We start from the raw sequence: 21891 nt of genomic DNA, 5'->3' as shown, positions 1-21891 counted from the left end.
CCGCTCCCACATTTGGAATGCGTTCCCCCTGTGGGAGCGGGCTTGCTCGCGAAGAGGCCAGTCGAAGCAGCGCAAATTCCGGATCAGAGCTCCGGCGTCCAGGTCACCCCAAACACCCAGGCCCGACCTTCCTCGCGATAGCCATACTGGCTGCCGTCATAGCTGTAGAGCGCGCGGCTATAGCCTTTATCGAACAGGTTCTCGACCTTCATATCCAGTTTGATCTCACGGTTCAGTGCCCAACTGCTGCGCAATCCGATCAAGCCGTAGCCGCCCAGTGACTGGGTGTTGTCCTTGTCGTCGTAGCTACTGCTTACCGCCTGCCAACTGGCGCCCAGACCCAGTCGATCAAACTGTCGATCCAGATCCCAACTCATCGTGCGCCGTGCGCGGCGGGCCAAGGTGTGCCCGGTATCGCGATCACGCGGATCGATGATCGCCACGCCGAGATTGCTCTGCCAGCCGAACAGCTCCTGCTTCAATGCCGCTTCGAAACCGTTGATCCGTGCCGAGGCCACGTTCTCCGGGCGTGAGTTGCTGCCGAAGATGATCGCGTCTTCCAGGTCTGTGCGGTAAATCGAAGTTTCCAGACGACTGGAATCGCTCAACTGGCTGCGCCATTGCAGCTCGTAGCTTTTCGAGGTTTCCGGTTTCAGGTTCGGGTTGCTGAAATCCGGGTAGTACAGGTCGTTGAAGGTCGGCGCGCGGAAGCCTTCGCTGTAGCTCAGCAGCAGATCGTTGTCCGGGTTCAGCGGCAGGGTAAAGGTGCCGCTCCAGGTGTTCTGGCTGCCGAACTGCTGGTTGTCGTCGTGGCGCAGGCCCAGCTCCGTGGAGAAGCTGTCGGCCTGATAGCGATGCTGGATGAACGCCGCGCGGTTCCAGCGGCTGTCCTCGTCGAACGCGGTGCTGCTGTTGACCCGGTCTTCGTACCAGTCGCCGCCGAGGATCAGGCTGTTGCGCGCATCCAGAGTCAGGTCGTTCTGCCAGTTCACCGAATCGCGATAGGTGTTGAACACCGTGCGCTCGTCGCTGAGTTTGTCGAGGGTATTTTCGCGGTTTTCGGTGTGACCGAATTCGACGCGGGTTTTCCAGATTTCGTTGATCCGGGCATCGACGTAGCTGCTGACACTGCTGACGTTGAAGTCGCTGTAGGGCTGCTGTTGCACCGACTCGAAAGTGGTCGTATCGAAGCGCCCGAACGGGTTGTCGAACTCGCTTTTGCCGCGGTTATCCAGCAGGTTGGCGCCGACTTCGATGTCATCGGTCAGCGCATGGCTGAGACTCAGGCTGACGGATTGATTGCGGTACGCATCGTGATCGCCGTCGCTGGGGTAGGACTCGTGCGTACGGTCGATACCGGCAGTGTCATCGAGGCTGGCACCCAGGTTGAAGCGGGTTTTCTCGTCGCCACCCGACAGGCCGAGACTGCGTTCCCAGGTCTGGTTGCTGCCGAAACCGACGTGCAAGCGAGGCTGTAAACCTTGCTGGTTACCGCGCCGGGTGAAGATCTGGATCACCCCGCCAATCGCATCGCTACCGTAGATCACCGAACGCGAACCGCGCAGCACTTCCACGCGTTCGATCTGGTCGATGTTCAGGTGCTGCAGGTTGCTGTCGCCGGAGGTCGAGCTGCCGATGCGCTGGCCGTCGACCAGCACTAGACTCTGCGCAGATTGCGTGCCGCGAATGTAGATCCCCGGCAGGCTGCCGCGCCCACCGGCCTGCGCCACCTGCACGCCCGGCACCCGTTGCAGCAGGTCGGTGACGCTGCTCGGTTGCAGGCGGTCGATGTCTTCGCGGGTGAACACGGTGTTGGCGGCGCTGCTGTCGTTGCGCGCTTCGACCTGGCGGTTGGCGCTGATCAGCGTGTCCGGCAGTTTCAGGGCTTCGTCGCGTTCGAAGGTGTCGGCGAAGGCACTGGCGGCTGGCAGCAGGAGGAGGGGCAGGGCGAGGCGCGAGAGGTTCATCGGTGATCCATTGGGTATTTCTGATGTACACAAATCAAATGTGGGAGCGGGTTTGCTCGCGAAGGCGCCGGTTCAGTCAACTCATCATCGACTGAACCGGCGCCTTCGCGAGCAAGCCCGCTCCCACATGGGTATTGCGTTTATTTGTCGAGTAAAGCCAGACGCTCACGAATCGAAGCTTCGATTCCCGCTTCGTCCAGCCCGCACTCGGCCAGCATCTGCGCGGGTTTGGCGTGCTCGACGTAGATGTCCGGCAAGCCCAGATGCAGCATCGACTTGAGGATGTTCTCGCGCGCCAGGAATTCGCTGACCGCGCCACCGGCACCGCCCATGACCGCGTTCTCTTCGATCGTCACCAGCAACTCGTGGTTGCCGGCGATTTCGCGCACCAGTGCCTCATCCAGCGGCTTGACGAAGCGCATGTCGACCACGGTTGCATCCAGCTTCTCGGCGACTTTCAGCGCTTCGCTCAGTTGCACGCCGAACACCAGCAGGGCGACTTCGCTGCCCTGGCGACGGACGATGCCCTTGCCGATTTCGATCGGCTCCAGATCCTTGTCGATGGTCGCGTTCGGGCCAGTGCCGCGCGGGTAGCGCACTGCCGCCGGGCCGTTGTACAGGTGGCCGGTGGTGAGCATCTTGCGCAATTCGTTTTCATCGCTCGGGGTCATGATGACCATGCCCGGGATGCAGCGCAGGTAGGACAGATCGAAGCTGCCGGCGTGGGTCGGGCCGTCTTCGCCCACCAGACCGGCGCGGTCGATGGCGAACAGCACGTCGAGGTTTTGCACCGCGACGTCATGCACCAACTGGTCATAGCCGCGTTGCAGGAACGTCGAGTAGATCGCCACCACAGGCTTGGCACCTTCGCAGGCCATGCCGGCGGCGAACGTCACCGCGTGCTGTTCGGCAATCGCCACGTCGAAGTAGCGCAACGGGAAACGTTCGCTGAACGCCACCAGGTCTGAACCTTCCTTCATCGCCGGGGTGATGCCGACCAGTCGCGGATCAGCCGCCGCCATGTCGCACAGCCATTCGCCGAACACCGCCGAATACTTTGGCCCGCCAGCCTTTTTCGGCGCAGCGGCCGGAGCGTCGAGCGGTTCGAGCTTGGTGATCGCGTGGTAACCGATCGGGTCGACTTCCGCCGGGGCGAAGCCTTTGCCTTTCTTGGTGACGATGTGCAGGAACTGCGGGCCTTTCAGATCGCGCATGTTGCGCAGGGTAGCGATCAGGGTTGGCAGGTCGTGGCCGTCGATCGGGCCGATGTAGTTCCAGCCCAGCTCTTCGAACAGGGTGCCGGGAACCAGCATGCCTTTGGCGTATTCTTCGGTGCGACGGGCGATTTCCCAGGCGCCGGGCAGGCGCGACAGGACTTTCTTGCTGCCCTCACGCATGCTCGCGTAAGTGCGGCTGGAAAGGATCTTCGCCAGATAATTCGACAGACCACCGACGTTGCGCGAGATCGACATGTCGTTGTCGTTGAGGATCACCAGCATGTTGGCGTTGACTTCCGGCGCATGGTTCAGCGCCTCGAAGGCCATGCCGGCGGTCAGCGCGCCGTCACCGATCACCGCAATCGCCTTGCGATCGCTGTTTTGCAGGCGGGCGGCAATGGCCATGCCCAGCGCGGCGCTGATCGAGGTGCTGGAGTGGCCGACGCCAAAGGTGTCGTACTCGCTCTCGGCGCGACGCGGGAAAGCGGCGATGCCGTCCTTCTGGCGCAGGGTTTCCATGCGCTGGCGGCGACCGGTGAGGATCTTGTGCGGATACGCCTGATGACCGACGTCCCACACCAGCCGGTCATCCGGGGTGTCGAAGACGTAATGCAACGCGATGGTCAGCTCGATGACGCCCAGGCCGGCACCGAAATGCCCACCGGTCTGGCCGACCGTGTAGAGCAATTCCAGGCGCAACTCATCGGCCAGGGTTTCCAGCTCGGCTTCGCCTAACCGGCGCAGGCCGTCCGGCGTGTTCGCGCGGTCGAGCAGGGGCGTGGTCGGGCGCTTGCGGGGAATCTCATGAAACGTCGTGGGCATCAGGCGAATCGTTATAGGTATAAAAGATGCGGCAGTTTACCTGATGCATCGCCCCCTGCCCACGCGTTGGTCTTTTTTGGCAGGTTGGCGTTCAGTTACGCCGCTCGACGATATACCGGGCCAGGTCGCGCAAAGGCTCGGCTGCCGCGTCAAACGGTCGCAGCGCGTGCAGTGCCTGATCGCGCAGTTCCAGGGCGTAGACCTTGGCCGCGTCCAGCCCCAGCAAGGCCGGGTAGGTCGGTTTGTCGCGGGCGATGTCGGCGCCCTGGCGTTTACCGAGGGTTTCGGTATCGCTTTCGACGTCGAGAATGTCGTCCTGTACCTGGAAGGCCAGACCGATGGCCTGTGCATAAGTCTGCAGGGCTTTGAGTTCATCCTGCTCGGCACGGCCGCTGGCCAGGGCGCCGAGTTTGACGCTGACTTCGATCAGCGCGCCGGTCTTGTGCCGGTGCATCTGCTCCAGTGCTTGCTGATCCAGCTTCAGACCGACCGAACCGAGGTCGATGGCCTGACCGCCGACCATGCCCGCCGGGCCTGCCGCATGCGCCAGCGCCGTGACCTGTAGCAGACGGATGTCAGCGTCGAGGCTGCTCAGGCGCGGGTCGAGCAGGGCGCTGAAGGCCAGGCTCTGCAAGCCGTCACCGGCGAGAATCGCACAGGCTTCGTCGAATTTCTTGTGGGTGGTGGGCTGGCCGCGACGCAGATCGTCGTCGTCCATCGCCGGTAAATCGTCGTGCACCAGCGAATAGGCGTGGATCAGCTCCACCGCGCAGGCCGCGCCGTTGGCTTGCTCAGCCTTGCCACCGAGCGCTTCGCACGCGGCGTAGGCCAGCAGCGGGCGCACGCGTTTGCCGCCGATCATCACGCTGTAGTGCATCGCCTCATACAGGCGCGACAGTTCCGGCAGCGGAGCCTTGAAGAGGATTTCCAGTGCCGCATTGACCCGCGCCTGACTGGTCGCCGAATACGCCGCAATCATTCTGGCTGTTCCGCGTCGAAGGGTTCCTCGGCGAGTTCGCCATCGCGCTCCAGCAGCACTTGCACCTTCTGCTCGGCCTGGGCCAGCGCTGCCTGGCAGTCACGGGTCAGGCCGATGCCCTGCTCGAAAGCGGTCAGCGAGTCTTCCAGCGACAATTCACCGTTCTCCAGACGCTCGACCAGTGTTTGCAGGTCGGCGAGGGACTGTTCGAAATCCAGTGCAGCTTTTTTGCGGGCCATGGCGGCGATTTCCGGTTGACGTTAAACCGGCGCGACACTAGCAGATAGGGGGTTTATGGGCAAATGAGCGGCGCGCGGCAGACCCTTATCCCCTCACTACAGATGCCAGTGGTCAGTTTGAGGAATCGCCCGGGTAATTGATTTTGTAGCGGGTACTCCGTCCCCCCCCCGGCATTCTTTGCAGGCAGCCCTTTTCCAGCAGTTCCGCCAGATGGCGTGTTGCCGTGGCTTTCGAGACCTTGGCCACCGCCTGATACTGTGCCGCGCTGATGCCGTGCTCGAAACCTCGTTCTCCACCGTCGAGCAGGCGATTGAGCACTTTACTCTGTTCCACCGACAGTTCGGATTCACGGTGTGCCTGCCAGAAGCGTGTTTTGCCCAGCACGCTTTCGATCCGTGCGATGGCTTGCTGCAGACTGCGTAAAAGAGTCTGCAGAAACCAGGTGAGCCATTGGGTGACGTCCAGCGTGGCCTTTTGGCTGGCCTCGAGCACTCGGTAGTAGCCGTTGCGGTCATCCAGAATGCTGGCCGACATCGCGTAAAAGCGGATCGCCTGGGCTTCACCTTGCGCCAGCGCCAGATCGGTAAGGGTGCGAGTAAGGCGACCATTGCCGTCATCAAACGGATGCAGCGTGACAAACCAGAAATGCGCGATGCCGGCACGTAGCAAAGGATCAAGCGCTGTTTGATGCTGGCTGGCCTCGAACCAGGCGAGAAATTTATCCACCTGCCGCTCGAGACCTTGGCGCGGAGGGGCCTCGAAATGCACAGTGGGCCGGTCGAGACGACCGGAAACTACCTGCATCGGCTCCTCGCCGCGAAGCGCACCGACATGCATTGATCGTGCGCTGAAGTCGCTTTCCTGATCCGGAAACAACCATCGATGCCATTCCAGCAGTCGATCCAGAGTCAGTGGTTCGGCGAAGCGTCGCGTGGCGTCGAGCATCAGTTGTGCCAAGCCTTCGCTTCGTTGACTGACTTTATCGCTATCGGGCAACTCCAGCCCCAGGCGTCGAGCCAATGACGAGCGCACCGAGCCGACATTCAACTGCTCACCCTCAATGGCCGAAGAGGTCACGATGTTTTGCAGCAGTGCGTCGAGTTCGGTCTGAGCGCTCAGGGAGTTGCCCACGGATCCGGCCATGCCCATCAACTGACCTTGTGCCTGAACGCATTCACGCAGCAGCGGCGCCAGACGTTCTGCCTGCCAGTTGAAGTCGGGCCAATCCGGCTGCTGCCAGATCCATTGAGTGGTCATCGGTTACTGCCTGTAATAGGGGCGTGAGCCGAATAGAAATGCTATTCGGCTCATTTAGTGAGCCGAATATGACGGCTATTCGGCTCACAGTCCACCCGTACGGCGTGAATCCCACAGCAAATCCAGATGTATCCGATTGTTAAAAAACTGCCGAATCGCTAATCTTCGCGCCTTCTACGACCCGCTAGTCACGGGGTCTTTCAGACGAAACGCAGTTTCCACCGCTGTGAAGTACCGAGGATCGGGTGCAAGGTTTCGTTCAGGCATGGCAGGAGGCACTACATGCGTTCATTTCTTTTGTTGCTGATCGGCATGGCTTGCGCGCCTGCGCTGCTGGCGGCGCCGACTGCCGAACTGTCGGAACCGTCGGGCGGTTGGCGCTACAACGGTCTGCTTGATCGCAGTGAAAACCCGCAAGTCGCCTATCCGACGCCGCCAATCGACCGTGGCATCCAGCGCAATCGCACGATGATCCAGGGCCAGCTCAAGGCCATCGGCAATCAGCGCGGGCCGCACACGCTGGCGGTCAATGGCAACCCACTGAATCTGTACACCGACGATGACGGGCGATTTGCCCGGCCGTATGCGTTCGGCGCGGGTTCCAACAGTGTCGAAGTGCGCAGTGCCGAGGGCCAGTCGCTCAAGCGCGTGCAGTTCTACGAAGCGAACAACCTGCGCACTCCGGCGAAAATCCGTGTGGTGCTGGGTTGGGACGATCCCAAGGCCGAACTCGACCTGCACATCATTACGCCCGACGGTCAGCACGCGTTTTTCGCCCACACGGCGCTGACCAACGGCGGCGGTCTGGACCCGGACGGCGTCGATGGCCCCGGCCCGGAAATGTTCACCATGACCGCGCCGCTGCATGGCACCTATCTGGTTTACGTCAACTATTGGGGCAACTTTGGCGACGGCGGCTATAACTTCGAGGAGGCCAGCAATCAGAACGAGGTCATCACCTCGCAAATCACGCTGGTGCTCAACGAAAACACGGTCGACGAAAAACGTGAAACGTTCATCGTGCCCCTGCGGGCGATCGGTGATCTGCTGCTGGTCAAGACTTTCAACTATTAAGCATCCCGCTCCACGGATGAACTTCGGGTTTTGTGAACATGAGTGATAACGCTGCTTCTCCGGCCGTCCCGACACCTGCCGGCAAACCTTCCCGGCGCTGGCCGGCGCTGCTGATTGGCCTGGTCCTGGTGGCCGGGGTGGCGGGCGGTCTCGGCTGGCTGCTGCACAAGCCCAAGTTGCCGGCGGCTCTACTTGCCAGCGACAAGCTCGGCCTGAGCCGCCCGGACGCACTGCTGGAAACCCGCTCCCTGAGCCAGTTGCCCAAGGACCTGCTGACGGTGCCGTTCCTCAAGGCCACGCTCACCGAAGATTTCGTCTTCTATTACGAAACCCACGGTGACCGCCTCGGCCTGATCGGCAGCCTGCGACGGATCATTTACGAGCACGACCTGAAGCTGCAGGACAGCCTGATCGAGCAGCTTTTCGATCAGCCAGCCGATGTCGCGTTGTGGCGCGGCGCCGATGGCCGACTCAAGGATTTCCTGCTGGTGATGGATCGCGGCGGTCTGGCGAAACTGCTGGAGCCGCTGGCGAAAGTCGCGCTGGATGACTCGCAACTGAGCAAGTTCGGCACGCTGAAAGTCGGCAGCGACGAGGTGACGCTCTATCAGCTCAGCTACAACGCCAGCAAATCGCTGCTGTTCGCTTCGCGCGGCGACAAGCTGGTAGTGCTGTCCAATCCGGCCAAATACTACGACGCCGACAACGGCGCCTCGGAGGAGTCGGGCCACGTGTCTTCACAAGCGCTGGCAGCGTTGCTCAATGGCGACAAACTGTTCCCCGAAGCCTTCGGTTTGGCAACGAAAGCGCCGGAAATCAAACAGCGCCTGTCGGTGAGCTCCAGCGTGCTTGCCATGGGGTATCAGCGCTTCATCCCGAACTTCGCCGGACTGCGTTTCGACATGGACGACAAGGGCTGGCACAGCTTTCTGGCCATGGACGAACTGGACAATCAGCCGGACTTCGATTTCAAACCGGTGTGGCAAGCCATGCCGCTGGGCGCCAGTGCCTGCGTGACCTTGCCGGTGGCGGCCGAACCGCAGAAACCATTGCTGGTGAAACTCGGCGCCGACGAGGCCGTGGCCGGACGCATGATCACCCACGTCGCCGGTGCCGCCGGGCTGTGCTGGTATGCCGACTCACGCCTGTACACGCCGTTGCTGGTGGCGAGCCTGAAGAACGAGGACACCGGCCGGATCGACGGTGAACTGGGTGCATTGTTCAGTTCGATGATCGGCGCGTATGAAAACAACGTTGAGTACCACGCATTCCCGGTGGTCGAGAAGCAGGAAGGCCAGAGCCACGTGTGGCAGCGTCAGGTCAGCTCGAACTTTGGCCAGTACCCGGCCAAGGATGCCGAGAACCCGGACGCGATCACCGGCAAGGCGTTCATGAAAGTCAGCATGGCGCGTCACAACTCGACCCTGCTGTTTTCCCTCGACGACAAACTGGTGGAAAAGGCGATTGGCACCCTCGACAAACGCTTCCCGCCGATGGCCGACGTGCTGCCCAAAGACGTGCTGATGCCGATCTACTTCGGTCCGGATGCGATGGCGCAACTGATGCAGCAGGAAACCCTCGACAGCCTGCCGCAGGACATGGAGCCGGTGTTCTACAACGCCGCGCAAACCTACCTGATCCCGAAACTGCGCACCCTCGGCGGTTATGGCAAATACGCGCTGACCTTGCCCGAAGGCAGCGAGCCTGACGGCCACTGGCAATGGCTGCCGCTGGAATGGAAAGCGCTGTGACGACACTGATCCGCAGCCTCGGCCTGCTCGCGCTGTTACTCAGCGCCGGCGCCCGAGCCGTCGAAGCGCCTGCACTCGATCCGGCGCAGTCCCAGGTGTTCCGCGCCTGGTTCGTGCGCATCGCTCAGGAGCAACTGAGCCAGGGGCCGAGCCCGCGCTGGTATCAGCAGGACTGCGCGGGGCTGGTGCGTTTCGCTGCCAACGAAGCGTTGAAAGTCCACGACGACAAATGGCTGCGCAGCAATGGCCTGTCCAATCGCTACCTGCCCCCGGAGCTGACGCTCAGCGATGAGCAGCGCAAGCTCGCCCAGCAATGGCAGCAGGGCGGCGGCAAGGTCGGGCCGTACGTCAACGCGATCAAACTGATTCAGTTCAACAGCCATCTGGTCAGCCGTGACGTGTCCCAGGCACGCCCCGGCGACCTGATGTTTTTCGATCAGGGTGACGACCAGCACCTGATGATCTGGATGGGCCGTTACATCGCCTATCACACCGGCACGACCACCCCCACTGACAACGGCATGCGTTCGGCAAGCCTGCAGCAACTCATGACATGGAAGGACACCCGATGGATACCCGACGCAGCCAACCCCAACTTCATCGGCGTCTATCGACTGAACTTTCTCTCCCAATGACCGGTGCCCGCATGCTGCGACTCTGCGCTCGAATTCCCCTGCTGCTGGCGCTGTTGCTGCCACTGGCGACCGTCAACGCTGAAGATTCAGTGGAGCCGAGCGGCTACACGCCGGTCTCTGGTGAAAGCTTTTTCCTGCTGGCCGACAGCAGTTTCGCGGCGGACGAGCAGGCGATGGTCCGTCTCGAAGCACCCGGTCGCGACTACCGCCGCTTCCGCATGGAACCATACGGCGGCGCCGACATTCGCGTGTACCGCATCGACAAACCGCTGGATTTCCTCAAGCGCCAGAAGAACCTGCACCGCGTGGTCAGCGACGGTCAGTTCAAGGGCGAAGGCCTGTCCAACACCCTCGCGTACCTGTGGGACAACTGGTACCGCAAATCGCGACGGGTGATGCAGCGTGCGTTCTCCTACGAATCGCGCAAGCAGGTCACCGAGGAAGTGCCGGAACTGAAGATGGGCAACGCCATCGCCGCGCCGACCCCGTACGACGCACAGCCGCAATTCGCGTTGATTCCGGGTCTGCCGCTGGTCAGCCAGTTCCGTTATCCACTGTGGCAGGCCAAACCGATCCAGCCGCCGGCCGGGGTCAATCTGGCCGGGTCGTCCAGCGAGTTCGTCAGCGTTGCACCGGGTAACGTGTACATCCCGTTGGGCAAGCTGAAACCGGGCCTGTATCTGGTCGAAGCGCTGATCGGCAAGTACCGCGCGACCACCATGGTTTTCGTCTCCAACACCGTGGCGGTGAGCAAGATTGCCGGTGATGAATTGCTGGTCTGGGCTGCGCGCAAACACGAAGGCAGTTCGGTGCCGAAGGTCAATGTGCTGTGGACTGACGGCCTCGGCGTGATGAGCAGCGGCGCCACCGATGCCGATGGTTTGCTGCGTCTGAAACACGTCAGCCCCGAGCGCTCGTTCGTGATCGGCGAGGACGAAGAGGGCGGGGTGTTCGTCTCCGAGAACTTCTATTACGACAGCGAAATCTACGACACCAAACTCTACGCGTTCACTGATCGACCGCTGTATCGCCCGGGTGATTGGGTGTCGCTGAAAATCGTCGGTCGCGAGTTCAAGAATGCGCGGGATTCGGTATTGCCGGGTGCGGCGGATGTCACGGTCAGCGTACTGGATGCCACCGGCACCGAGTTGCAACACCTCGACCTGAAGCTCGATTCCAAGGCCGGTACTCAAGGCCGTTTCCAGTTGCCGGATAACGCCGTGGCCGGTGGCTACGAGATCCGCTTCAACTACAAGGATCAGGCCTACAGCAGCGCCTTCCGTGTGGCTGAATACATCAAGCCGCACTTCGAGATTTCGCTGAACCTGGCCAAGCAGGATTACCGCACCGGCGAGCCGGTGAAGGGCAGTCTGGTGCTGCTGTATCCGGACGGCAAACCGGTGGCCAACGCCAAATTGACCCTGAGTCTGCGTGCCCAACAACTGTCGATGGTCGACAACGAGCTGCAATATCTTGGGCAATTCCCGGTGGAACTGACCAGCACCGAACTGACCACTGACAGCAAGGGCAACGCGACCCTCGACCTGCCGGCCGCCGACAAACCGAGCCGCTACATGCTCACCGTGTTCGCCAGCGACGGCGCGGCGTATCGGGTCAAGACCACCAAGGAAATCCTCATCGACCGTGGCGCCGCAAGTTTCCGTCTGAGCGCGCCGCAACGTTTCAGCGCGGTCAACGACAAAGTCGCGTTCAGCTACGTCAACGAAGGTGGCAGCGAGCAGAGCAAAGCCGTCACCCCGAGCAGCTACAGCTGGGTGCGCCTGGAAGACCAGAGCACCGCTGAAGGCAAGCTTGCGGCGACGGACAAGGGTTTCAGCATCGCCTTCGAGCGTCCGGGTACTTACAACCTGACGCTGAAGGATCAGCACGGTCGCGTCCTCGGCGCCACCGGCCATTCGGTCACTGGTGACGGCGTCAAAGCGGTGCCGGGCACTGTGGAAATCGTCCTCGACAAGCCTGAGTACAAAGCCGGCGATGAAGCCCTGGCGCTGATCACCTTCCCGGAGCCTGTCAGCGATGCTCTGCTGTCGCTGGAGCGCGACAAGGTCGAAGCCACCGCGCTGCTGGCCAAGGGCGGCGACTGGCTGAAACTGGAAAAACTCAGCGACACCCAATACCGCGCACGCATTCCGGTGAAGGACAATTTTGCGCCGAACCTGACCTTCTCGGTGCTGTACACCAAGGGCGGGCAGTACAGCTTCCAGAACGCCGGGATCAAAGTGATCGCACCGCAAATCGACGTGGCCATCAGCACCGACAAAGCGGTGTATCTGCCGGGCGACACGGTAACGGTTGACCTGACCACGCAGTTCGCCGGCAAAGCGGTCCCGGCGCATCTGACCGTCAGCGTCGTCGATGAAATGGTCTACGCGCTGCAACCGGAAGTCGCGCCGACCATCGACCAGTTCTTCTACCACCCACGCCGCAATAATGTGCGCACCAGTGCCAGCCTGTCGTTCATCAGTTACGACGTGGCGTTGCCGGGCAGCCCCGGCGCGCCGGGCAAGGCCAACCGCAGCGAGCGTGGGGTGAAAGTGCTGGAGCGTCCGCGTCGCGAAGACGTCGACACCGCTGCTTGGCAGCCGGAATTGTTGACCGGTGCCGACGGCAAAACCCGGTTCACCTTCAAGATGCCGGACTCGCTGACCCGCTGGCGCATCACCGCCCGCGCCATTGCCGATGACGGTCAGGTCGGGCAGAAGAAGCAGTTCGTCCGTTCGGAAAAACCGCTGTACCTGAAATGGAGCGGGCCGAGCAAATTCCGCAAGGGCGATCAGCCGCAACTCGGTGTGTTCGCCTTCAGCCAGGCGGAAAAACCGGTCAAGGCTGAGCTGGTCACCCATTACGCTGGCGCCGAACAACGCCTGCCGCTGACCCTGAATAACGGCATCAACTACGTGCCTCTGCCGGCGTTCGCCCTGGCCTCGGGTGAGTGGACTGCCGAGCTGGTGCAGGATGGCAAAACCGCGGACTCGCTGGCCGTGCGCCTGAGCGCGACCGGTGACGGCTGGCAAGTCACGCAAACCCAGAGCCTCGACGTGGCCAGCGGCGACACTCCGTTGAGCCTGCCGGCGGACGCCACTGACATTCGTCTGCGTCTGGATGACAGTCCGCAAGCGCTGTTCCGTTCCGCACTCGATGATCTGCTGAGCTACCCGTATGGCGGCGTCGAGCAGACGGCCAGCCGTTTGCTGCCGCTGAGCATCGCTTATCCGTCGCTGGCGTCGAGCCCGCAGATCCGCGATCGCCTGCGCCTGATCATGCAGAACAGCCGTCTGCGTCTGGTGCAAATGGCCGGGCCGTCGGCGAGCTTCACCTGGTGGGGCTTCGACGGCGAGCCGGACGCGTTCCTCACCGCCTACGCCTACTACGCCGACTGGAACGCCAGTCAGGTGCTGGAACTGACCCTGCCGCCGGAACACTGGCAGCGCGTGCTGGAGGTTTACGCCAAGCAAGCGCCGAACACGCCGCTGCTGCAGCGGGCACTGATTCTGTCGTTCGCCAAGCAGATGCACCTGCCGGTGAATACCCTGCTCAGCGGTTTGATGGACGATCTGGCCAAGGCCGGTGAGGGCAATGCCGAAACCCTGATGGACGACGGCGAAGACAGCCTGGTGATGAGCGACCCGGATTCGGCGCTCGGTCTGGCGGCGGCGCGGGTGTTGACCGCGGCGCTGGCGACGCAGTCGAAAGTCGCGTTGCCGGACGCATTCAATCGTCAGGTTGGCGCGGCGCAACAGCGTCTGGCGGTCAGTTCGCAGCCGTTTGCCGAAGCGCTGAACCTGTCGCTGCAAGCGTTCGATCAGGCCCGTGCGACGGCGTTGCTGCAACGTCTGCTGCCACAGCAATCGACGCTCGAGCGCGCCCTGGCGCTGAGCTGGTTGCAACGCAGCATCGCCCAGGCCTCGCCGACCATCGCGCTGATGCCGGGTGAAGGCTGGAAGAAAAACTACGGCGCGACCGGCGAGATGTTCTGGACGTGGCAGGGTGCGACACCGGTGCCGAGCGTGTTGTCGGTGTCCGGCACTCAGGAGCGTCCGCTGCGGGCGGCGCTGAGCTTCCAGACCCGGCAACCGGCGGTCGATCCAATGGCCGTGACCATCACCCGGCGCCTGTCGCGACTGGTGCCGGGCGACGAAGTCTTCACCTTCAAACTGGAGCCGGTCGGCAGCAAACCGCTGTCCAGCGACAGCCTGTACCTGGACGAAGTGATCCTCACCAGCAAGGCGCCGAAACCGCTGCGCTACGGCATGCTCGAGGTGCCGTTGCCACCGGGCGCCGATGTCGAGCGCACCACCTGGGGCATCAAGTTGCAGGGCAAGGACGGCACCGAACCGACCGCGCTGGAGAAAGCACGCTTCGAGCCGGGGCAACTGGCTTACGCGGTGCCGGTGGATGCGCTGAGCGGCGAATTGCGTCTGCGCCATCTGGTGCGCTTCTCGCAGAAGGGCCAGTTCAACCTGCCGCCGGTGCGCTTCACTCAGGTCTACGCCTCGCAGCATCAGGCCCAGGAAGCGCAAGCTGCCCTCGGTCAGGTCACGGTCAACTGACATGAACCGGCCGCTGCTGTGGCTGCTGATGTGTGTGATGCCTGCGCTGGCGACGGCGCAGGATGAGCCGTTGCGGCTGGCGTACAAGGGCGAGTTGCTGTCGTTGAATCACACGCAACTGATCGCCCGCGAACCCTTGCCGCCGACGCTGGATACGCCGCTGGGCAGCCTGTGGAAATTGTTCGTCTACGCGTGGCTGGTGGATACCGGTGCGCATGAGCCGGCGTATGAATGTCACGGGCAATCCAAGGAAGAGGTTTATTGCTGCTCGGCGGGCGGCAAGATCGAGCGCGATCAGGCGTTGGTCAAATCCTGCGGGTTGTACTTTGAGCCGGCGCGATTGGGCATTGCTGCTGCCGATTGGCGCACGTATTGGCAGGCGCGGCAGGCACCGTCGTGGTTGCTGGATTTGCCAATCGTGCAACCGGCTACCCGGGTTTCGGTGGCTGACTTGCTGAAGGTGTTGTCGGTGCTGCCGGCGCAGGAGCAGATGCGCCGCGTATTGCTCGACGTCGTGCTGAATGCGGCGGATGGCAATGTCGTCGGCGAACTCGGTGGTCGCCTGCGGGTGAAAACCTGGAGCTGGCTCGGCGATCAGGATCTGCAATCGCGACAGGGCGGTTTCGCCGGTTGGACGGCAGATGGCTCGCCGATCTGGGCCGGTGGACGTGGCACCAGTCAGATGGTTTTGCGCCATTACGGGCAGGCGTTGGCGTCGGTGTTGCCAGCAACCTGGCCGGCCGAGGCGGGGCGTTGTGTTGAGGTCGAACTGTTCTCGCGCTATCCGGTTTTGCGAGTCCTGTCGGGTGAACGCGTTGCTGGCTCCGGGCCTTTGCAGGGCGACTACCGCGTCGAATTCGCCAATGGCAATGCGCTGGATATCCACAGCGCCGGCGAACTGTTTCTGCTCAACGACAAACTCGTCGCACGGCTCGATCGCGAAGAATACGTCGCCCGGGTCCTTGAGCGTGAAGCCAAACCCGAACCCGCCGAAGCCGCCAAGGCGCTGGCCGTGGCGATCCGCACCTACTTGCTGCAAAACGCCACGCGCAATGGCGATTGTCTGAGTATCGACGACAGCAGTAACCGTCAGCGCGTCGCCCCACGCCCGGCTTCCGCCGAGTCGCGCAACATCGCGGCGTGGACAGCGGATCTGGTGCTGGCCGGCAGCACCGTCACCTATCACTCCGATCAACCCGGCCCGGACAAACTTGCCTGGCAACAAGCCGTCGAACAGGCCAACGCCGGCCAGCGCTACGATGCGATTCTGCTGCACGCCTACCCGCGCGCCAGTCTCAGCCGCTGGGACAACCCGGTCGCCTCCTGCGAAGCACTGCCCGCCGCGCAAGACTGGCTGCAAAAGCAGCGTCGTGGCTGGCGTCCTAAGCTTGAAAGCGAAACCGGCTACAACGAAGTCAGCACCTTCGCCGTGTGCAAACTCGCTTTCGGTCGCCCCTTTGTCGATCGCGAACGCCAACGTATTTACGTGCGCGGCGTGCTGACGCTGCAGGATCGCCTCGACCTGACTCACGAATACCTGCACCTGGCCTTTGAGGCACATCCCAATGGCCAGGATGAAACCTACATCGAAGGGCTCGCCCGTCACCTCTTGCTGGAATAGACCATGACACTCCGTTATCCACAGGTCTTGCTGTTGCTCTGCGCGTTCCATGCATTGCCGATGGCAATGGCCGCCGACAGCGTCAAACTCGACACCCCGGTCGGCGGCTGGCGCACCGGCGCGCCCGAGGGCGAAGGCGAGAACTTCCGCCAGACCGTCAACTACCCGGCCTCCTCGGTCAATACACCGGTCGGCCAAGCCAACACCGCACGCATCAGCGGTGAAATCAAAGCCACCCCCAAGAGCAAGGATCCCGGCCGGTTGATCGTCAACGGCGTCAGCATGCCGCTGAAAATCGACGACAGCGGCCATTTTGACCGTCCGTTCTCCTTCCCCAACGGCAGCAACAGCGTCGAAGTACGCAGCCCTGACGGTCAGCAACGCCATCGCACCCAATTCCTCAACGCCAGCGGCGGCGCCACCCCGGCCAAACTGCGCGTGCTGCTGTCGTGGGACAGCGACGGCACCGACCTCGACCTGCACCTGATCACCCCCGACGGCGCGCACATCTGGTACGGCGACCGCGTCGCGCCCAACGGCGGTACGCTCGACGTCGACGTCACCACAGGTTATGGCCCGGAAATCTTCGCCATGCCGGCACCGATCAAAGGGCAGTATCTGGTGTATGTGAATTATTTTGGTGGCGGCTATCGCGGGGATGACGAGGGTGGGGAAGAGGCGGTGCAGCCGTTGACCACGGCGCAGGTGACGGTGATTACCGAAGAAGGTACGCCGAGCGAGAAGATGGAGACGTTTGTGGTGCCGATGCGGGCGGTGGGGGAGTTGACGTTAGTGAAGTCGTTCAGTTATCCGTGAGGATTGGGCAGCAGGTTGCTGCCCATTTCAAAGAAGCTCAGGGCTGGGGCGACAGCCGATCTTGCGCGACCTCGTAAGCAACCTCTCGCTCTCGCTTCCCTATAGCGACTACAAACACCACGATCTCTTGATCAAGCACCTGGTAGATCAAGCGATATCCAGCGCTTTTCAGCTTCACTTTGTAGCAATCCGGCAGTTCGCGAAGTCGATTGGCTTCTACTCGAGGATTCTCTAACACCTCAGAGAGCTTCTTTTTGAACTGCTGGCGAATCGTATCGCCCAGTTTGTTCCACTCTTTTAATGCACGACGATCGAATTCAAGGCTATAGGTCATCCAGACTTACCTTGACACGTTGAGGTGAGGCGAGACGTTCGCTGACTACGGCAATGAGCGCTTCATCTTCTTCGCTGATCAGTGCGGTCTTGAACGGCAGTTTGCCCCGCTCAGCGACGTATTGAAGTGTTTGGCGCAGAAGCTCCGAAGGTGTGATGCCGAGCTTCTCCAGCTCGGCAAAGGAGCGTTGTTTCAGCTCATCATCAATGCGGATGTTGATGGAGGCCATGATGCGATACCTGTAATGACGTTTGTCGTTACGGTAGCAAGGGGCACCGAACCAGGCAAATGGGATTTCAGGTTTCAGACGGTAGGCCTGGCTTTCTTTCAGGCATTAAAAAGCCGGCTTGTGGCCGGCTTCTCGGGGACTGGCTTGGTTTATTTTTGGTAAACCGCGCCAGCCTTCAAAACGTACACCCGGATCTGCGTCCGGCTGTGGGACTTGGTCAGACGTTGGTCTGCCGCGTCAGGCGTCATCTGAGCCGCGGGAGCGGGGCGATGCGCAAATGTGGGGCGCAGGATACTGAGTTTTGTTGGGGATTCCCAGCCTGACGTGCGGTTTAGAGCGACCGCAGTAGAACAAATTCGCGATTTGTACCGACTATCAGGGCCTCATCGCGAGCAGGCTCACTCCTACATGGGAGGATGCTGCTCGTCAGGGATCAGAGAAACGGCACCACCGGCCGGCGTTTGCCCAGAGTCGACCACCAGAATACCCAGCCCAGAATATGTATCCGCTGCTCATCGATCTGCGCCGCGCGAAAGATTTCGTCCGGGTATTCGGCGCTGTTGTGGCTGCGCAGGCGCAGGGCGTTGCCGGGCATGCGGTGCAGGTATTTGATGCGCAGCATGCCGTCGTGTTCGATGGCGTAGATTTCGCCGTCGACCACCTGGGTCAGGCCGCGGTCGATGCCGATGATCGAGCCGTCTTCGATGCGCTCGGCCATGCTGTTGCCGATCATGTGTGCGCAGATGGCGTCGCCGGGGCGGATTTCCAGTTGGGCGAGGTGGGCGCGGGGCAGGCGGACGGTATGTTCGGGGTCGAGGATGACGTGGGTTTTGTCGGCTCCGGCGCTGAGCGGTGTTTCCTTGAAAAACGGCAGTTCGATGTCGTTGGGGTCGATGATCGAATAGACGCCGTTGACGGACTGCGCGTCAAAGATGTCGCCGTTGCTGGCAGGGGTGTGCAGGCGGGGTGACTCCTTGGTGCCTTCGCCGGTTTTCAGCCAGTCGCTGTTGACCGAGAGCAGGCGTGAGACTTCCTCCATGCGATACGCCGGGACGCCCCGGGTGTACCAGTTATGAATATTTTGGGCTTCCGTGCCCCAGAACTTTGCGAATCCCGTGGTGGTGATGTTCGCTGCTTCCAGGAGTGCCTTGAATCTTGGACCGCTAGTGTTCTTTCTCATAAACACGGAGTCTACGGCCGTGCTAGAGCGGTTTGAATAAACTGGGTGTTCAAAAAGCGGCTGTATTTTGCGACTGGATGTAAGACGTGCTTGTGGGAAATTACACGCCTTAAAACTTTTCTGTAGTCCGTCGTAAACACGCTGTTTAAGACGACTTTTCCCAGGCACAAAAAACCCCGGATCAACCGGGGTTTTCTTCAAGCGTCATGCAGCAAGCAGGCGCTTAGCCCTTGTAGGCAGCAACCGACTTGGTGATCGCAGCGCGAGCGGCGTCAGCGCCGTCCCAGCCTTCGATCTTGACCCATTTGCCTTTTTCGAGATCTTTGTAATTTGCAAAGAAGTGCTCGATCTGCTGGATCAGCAGCGGTGGCAGGTCGGTGTATTCCTTCACGTCGACGTACAGCTGCGACAGCTTGTCGTGTGGGACTGCGATGACTTTGGCATCGCCGCCGCCGTCGTCGGTCATGTTCAGGATGCCGACTGGACGCGCGCGGATCACCGAGCCTGGAGCAACCGGGTAAGGGGTCACAACCAGCACGTCGAGGGGATCACCGTCGTCAGCCAGGGTGTTCGGGATGTAACCGTAGTTGGCCGGGTAGAACATTGGGGTGGCCATGAAACGGTCAACGAACAGGCAATCGCTGTCTTTGTCGATTTCGTATTTGATCGGCGCGTGGTTGGCCGGGATCTCGATCGCGACGTAGATGTCGTTCGGCAGGTCTTTGCCAGCCGGAATCTTGCTGTAGCTCATTGGGCGTTGCCCCCGTAGTTGACCAAAAACACTTGGCCGGATTGACCAAAAAGTGGCGGCGATTATAGGCATATTCCTAAGCCGACGCCACGTACCAGAAGTCGTGCAGCGCTTACTCGTGCGCCTGATAGACCGGGTCTGTGGCCTGAAGTTGCCGCAGCCTGCCCAACGGATCCTGCCGGTAGAAAAGCTGCAGCTGCAAGTAGACCTGTGGATAAGCCGCGTGCAGCAGATCCGGGGCGCTGAAGAAGTATTCGCTGGTGACCGCGAAGAATTCCGCCGGGTTCTCGGCGGCGTAGGGGTCAATGGCGGTTTCGGCATCGGGGTTGCGGTCGAGCTGGCGGTTGAGGTCATCGTAAGCGTGTTGCATGACCTCGGCCCAGTCGCTGACGCGCATGTCGGCGTGCAGCGGCGGCAGGCCGTTGGCGTCGCCATTGAGCATGTCGAGTTTGTGCGCCAGTTCGTGGATCACCAGGTTGTAGCCTTCCCAGCCACCACTGGCCATCACGCCCGGCCAGGCGAGGATGATCGGCCCCTGTTGCCAGGCTTCGCCGCTGTGCTCGCCGTCCCACTCGTGCTCGACCCCGCTGGCATCGCGATGCCGTTGCGGGCTGAGGAAGTCATCGGGGTAGAGGACGATTTCGTGGAAACCCTGATACCAGTTCAAGTCGCCCAGATTGAGCAACGGCAACTGGGCCTGGGCGGCGAGCAGCAGGCGTTGTTCCTGATGCAGTTCGACACCGGGCAGGGCGGTCAGGTGTTTTTCTTCGAGGAACAGGACGCTGGCTTCACGCAGCCACTGGTCTTCGGCGGCGCTGATGCCGTCGAGAAAGCTCAGGTGATGACGCACCCGTTGCCACATCTCGTCGGCAATCGGGTGCCTGGCCAGAATGCGCCGGCGACGCCAGGCGCTCAGTGACCACATCGGATCAGTGGGTTTCGGCTTTGGCGCCGCCGAAACGGCTGCGCACCACACCGATGATCATCGGCACCAGCGACAGCAGGATGATGCCGACCACCAGCAGCGACAGGTTCTTCTTGATGAACGGCACGTTGCCGAAGAAGTAACCCAGGGTCACCAGGCCGCCGACCCAGAGGATGGTGCCGAACACGCTGAAAGCGAAGAAGCGCGGGTACGGCATTTTCCCGACGCCGGCGACGAACGGGGCAAACGTGCGGATGATTGGCAGGAAACGCGCCAGAGTCACGGTTTTACCACCGTGCTTGTCGTAGAAATCGTGGGTTTTCTGCAGGTAGTCGCGACGGAAGATTTTCGAATTCGGGTTGCTGAAGAGTTTTTCGCCTGCCGTTCGTCCAATCACATAGTTGGTGCTGTCGCCGAGGATCGCCGCGAGCATCAGCAGACCGCCCAACAGCACCGGATCCATGCCACCGCCCGCAGCAACGGCACCGGCGATGAACAACAGCGAATCGCCCGGCAGGAACGGCATCACCACCAGTCCGGTTTCACAGAAGATGACAGCGAACAGAATCGCGTAGATCCACGGCCCGTAGTTGGTTACCAGCAAATCGAGATACACGTCGAGATGCAGGATAAGGTCGAGCGGGTTGAAATCCATGGGGGCACCTGTGGTGATGGCCTGACTCGGCAAGCCTGTGCGGATGATTCGGGTGTAAGCCTACAGCGGGGTGTAGTTTTTCTTACAAGCCGGAAAGCTCGGGATTATACGGGCTGAGAGGTGAAAAGCGCGTTGGTTTTGTAGCGAGGGATGTCGGGGTGTGAACAAATGTCAGGCAGGCATTGATGGTGGCGGCAAGGTGGGTGTGGCGAGGGAGCTTGCTCCCGCTGGAGGGCGGAGCACTCCCAAGCCTTGATTTGCCTGACCTGTTGAGATGACTGAGGTGGGGCCGCTTCGCAGCCCGGCGGGAGCAAGCTCCCTCGCCACAACAGGCCCTTGATGGTGCTAGAGCTCGTCGCTGATCGGCAGCACGTAGTTCTTGAACTCGGTGTCTTCCTTGAAGCCAATCGACTCGTAGGTCTTCTGCGCCACTTCGTTATTGCTGCTGGTGGAAACGCGCATGCGCACGGCCTGGGTTTCCTTTGCCATTTTCTTCGCGGTGCGGATCAGGTTGTCGGCCACCAGTTGGCGGCGCGCGTCTTCGGCGACATAGATGTCGTTGAGGATCCACACGCGCTTGAGCGACAGCGAGGAAAAGCTTGGATACAGCTGACAGAAACCCATCAGTTTCTTGTCGTCATCATCGGCCAGGGCCAGATAAATCACCGATTCCTTGCGGCGCAGGCGTTTTTCGAGAAACGCGCGGGAGGAATCCGGGTAAGGCAGGGAACCGTAGAACTCGCGATATTTGACGAACAACGGGGTCAGCAAATCCAGGTGTTCGAGGGTCGCTTGAATAATCCGCATGATAGGTCTCGTCTTCAAGTGGCTGTCTTCAACTGCTCTGACGGCGATGGGAAACCCTGC

18 protein-coding genes are annotated in these 21891 nt (G+C 61.4%); 6 read left to right on the top strand and 12 right to left on the bottom strand.

Features of this window, described 5'->3' with window-relative positions; genetic code table 11:
- Positions 1-83 precede the first annotated feature (83 nt).
- The 5 genes from M0814_RS24235 to M0814_RS24215 form a co-directional block, all read right to left on the bottom strand.
- Positions 84-1967 carry a TonB-dependent receptor gene (locus tag M0814_RS24235; RefSeq protein ID WP_103483860.1) on the bottom strand — a complete coding sequence of 628 codons (1884 nt, stop codon included), beginning with the start codon at positions 1965-1967 and terminating at the stop codon, positions 84-86.
- Between the two features lie 140 nt (positions 1968-2107).
- Positions 2108-4006 carry a 1-deoxy-D-xylulose-5-phosphate synthase gene (gene dxs, locus M0814_RS24230; RefSeq protein ID WP_103483859.1) on the bottom strand — a complete coding sequence of 633 codons (1899 nt, stop codon included), beginning with the start codon at positions 4004-4006 and terminating at the stop codon, positions 2108-2110.
- A gap of 91 nt (positions 4007-4097) precedes the next feature.
- A complete protein-coding gene (gene ispA / locus M0814_RS24225; RefSeq protein ID WP_103483858.1) occupies positions 4098-4985 on the bottom strand; it encodes a (2E,6E)-farnesyl diphosphate synthase in 888 nt (295 codons plus the stop codon).
- A complete protein-coding gene (locus M0814_RS24220) occupies positions 4982-5224 on the bottom strand; it encodes an exodeoxyribonuclease VII small subunit (protein WP_003228627.1) in 243 nt (80 codons plus the stop codon). Before M0814_RS24220 ends, ispA begins: the two co-directional genes overlap by 4 nt.
- A 112-nt stretch (positions 5225-5336) precedes the next feature.
- Complete coding sequence (locus tag M0814_RS24215) at positions 5337-6482, bottom strand: Fic family protein (RefSeq protein WP_103483857.1); 1146 nt, start codon at positions 6480-6482, stop codon at positions 5337-5339.
- Between the two features lie 282 nt (positions 6483-6764).
- Here M0814_RS24215 and M0814_RS24210 point away from each other — a divergent pair, with 282 nt between their 5' ends.
- From M0814_RS24210 to M0814_RS24185, 6 genes are read left to right on the top strand one after another with little or no spacing between them, the layout of a single operon-like run.
- A complete protein-coding gene (locus M0814_RS24210) occupies positions 6765-7556 on the top strand; it encodes a DUF2135 domain-containing protein (RefSeq protein WP_103483856.1) in 792 nt (263 codons plus the stop codon).
- A gap of 38 nt (positions 7557-7594) precedes the next feature.
- Positions 7595-9307, top strand: a complete 1713-nt coding sequence (locus M0814_RS24205) for a DUF2138 domain-containing protein (protein ID WP_103483855.1) — start codon at positions 7595-7597, stop codon at positions 9305-9307.
- Positions 9292-9942 carry a DUF1175 family protein gene (locus M0814_RS24200; protein WP_003228618.1) on the top strand — a complete coding sequence of 217 codons (651 nt, stop codon included), beginning with the start codon at positions 9292-9294 and terminating at the stop codon, positions 9940-9942. Before M0814_RS24205 ends, M0814_RS24200 begins: the two co-directional genes overlap by 16 nt.
- Positions 9939-14513, top strand: coding sequence for an alpha-2-macroglobulin (locus M0814_RS24195; RefSeq protein ID WP_103483854.1), 4575 nt, complete (start codon positions 9939-9941; stop codon positions 14511-14513). Before M0814_RS24200 ends, M0814_RS24195 begins: the two co-directional genes overlap by 4 nt.
- Position 14514: 1 nt before the next feature.
- Positions 14515-16134, top strand: coding sequence for a DUF2300 domain-containing protein (locus M0814_RS24190; RefSeq protein WP_103483853.1), 1620 nt, complete (start codon positions 14515-14517; stop codon positions 16132-16134).
- Positions 16135-16137: 3 nt separating this feature from the next.
- Entirely contained in the window at positions 16138-16950 is an 813-nt protein-coding gene (locus M0814_RS24185; RefSeq protein ID WP_103483852.1) for a DUF2135 domain-containing protein, read from the top strand.
- A 37-nt stretch (positions 16951-16987) separates the two neighbouring features.
- On the opposite strand, the gene M0814_RS24180 is transcribed toward M0814_RS24185, so the two are convergent.
- The 7 genes from M0814_RS24180 to M0814_RS24150 form a co-directional block, all read right to left on the bottom strand.
- Positions 16988-17284 carry a type II toxin-antitoxin system RelE/ParE family toxin gene (locus tag M0814_RS24180; RefSeq protein WP_103483851.1) on the bottom strand — a complete coding sequence of 99 codons (297 nt, stop codon included), beginning with the start codon at positions 17282-17284 and terminating at the stop codon, positions 16988-16990.
- A complete protein-coding gene (locus tag M0814_RS24175) occupies positions 17274-17513 on the bottom strand; it encodes a type II toxin-antitoxin system RelB/DinJ family antitoxin (RefSeq protein WP_103483850.1) in 240 nt (79 codons plus the stop codon). The genes M0814_RS24180 and M0814_RS24175 overlap by 11 nt, the downstream gene beginning before the upstream one ends.
- A 433-nt stretch (positions 17514-17946) precedes the next feature.
- The gene (locus M0814_RS24170; protein WP_003228601.1) at positions 17947-18693 is read right to left on the bottom strand and encodes a S24 family peptidase; all 747 of its coding nucleotides are present in this window, start codon (positions 18691-18693) and stop codon (positions 17947-17949) included.
- A 223-nt stretch (positions 18694-18916) separates the two neighbouring features.
- Positions 18917-19444: an inorganic diphosphatase gene (ppa, locus tag M0814_RS24165; protein ID WP_003228599.1), complete on the bottom strand. Its 528-nt coding sequence runs from the start codon at positions 19442-19444 to the stop codon at positions 18917-18919.
- Positions 19445-19556: 112 nt separating this feature from the next.
- Positions 19557-20369, bottom strand: a complete 813-nt coding sequence (locus M0814_RS24160) for a zinc-dependent peptidase (protein ID WP_003228597.1) — start codon at positions 20367-20369, stop codon at positions 19557-19559.
- Positions 20370-20373: 4 nt separating this feature from the next.
- Complete coding sequence (locus tag M0814_RS24155; RefSeq protein WP_003228594.1) at positions 20374-21024, bottom strand: DedA family protein; 651 nt, start codon at positions 21022-21024, stop codon at positions 20374-20376.
- A gap of 345 nt (positions 21025-21369) precedes the next feature.
- Positions 21370-21831, bottom strand: coding sequence for a GNAT family N-acetyltransferase (locus M0814_RS24150; RefSeq protein WP_003228592.1), 462 nt, complete (start codon positions 21829-21831; stop codon positions 21370-21372).
- Positions 21832-21891 lie beyond the last annotated feature (60 nt).

The sequence above is a fragment of the Pseudomonas sp. MWU12-2020 genome (assembly GCF_023100605.1).
Classification (GTDB): Bacteria; Pseudomonadota; Gammaproteobacteria; order Pseudomonadales; family Pseudomonadaceae; genus Aquipseudomonas; species Aquipseudomonas fluorescens_H.
This window is presented reverse-complemented; position numbering and strand designations above follow the sequence as displayed.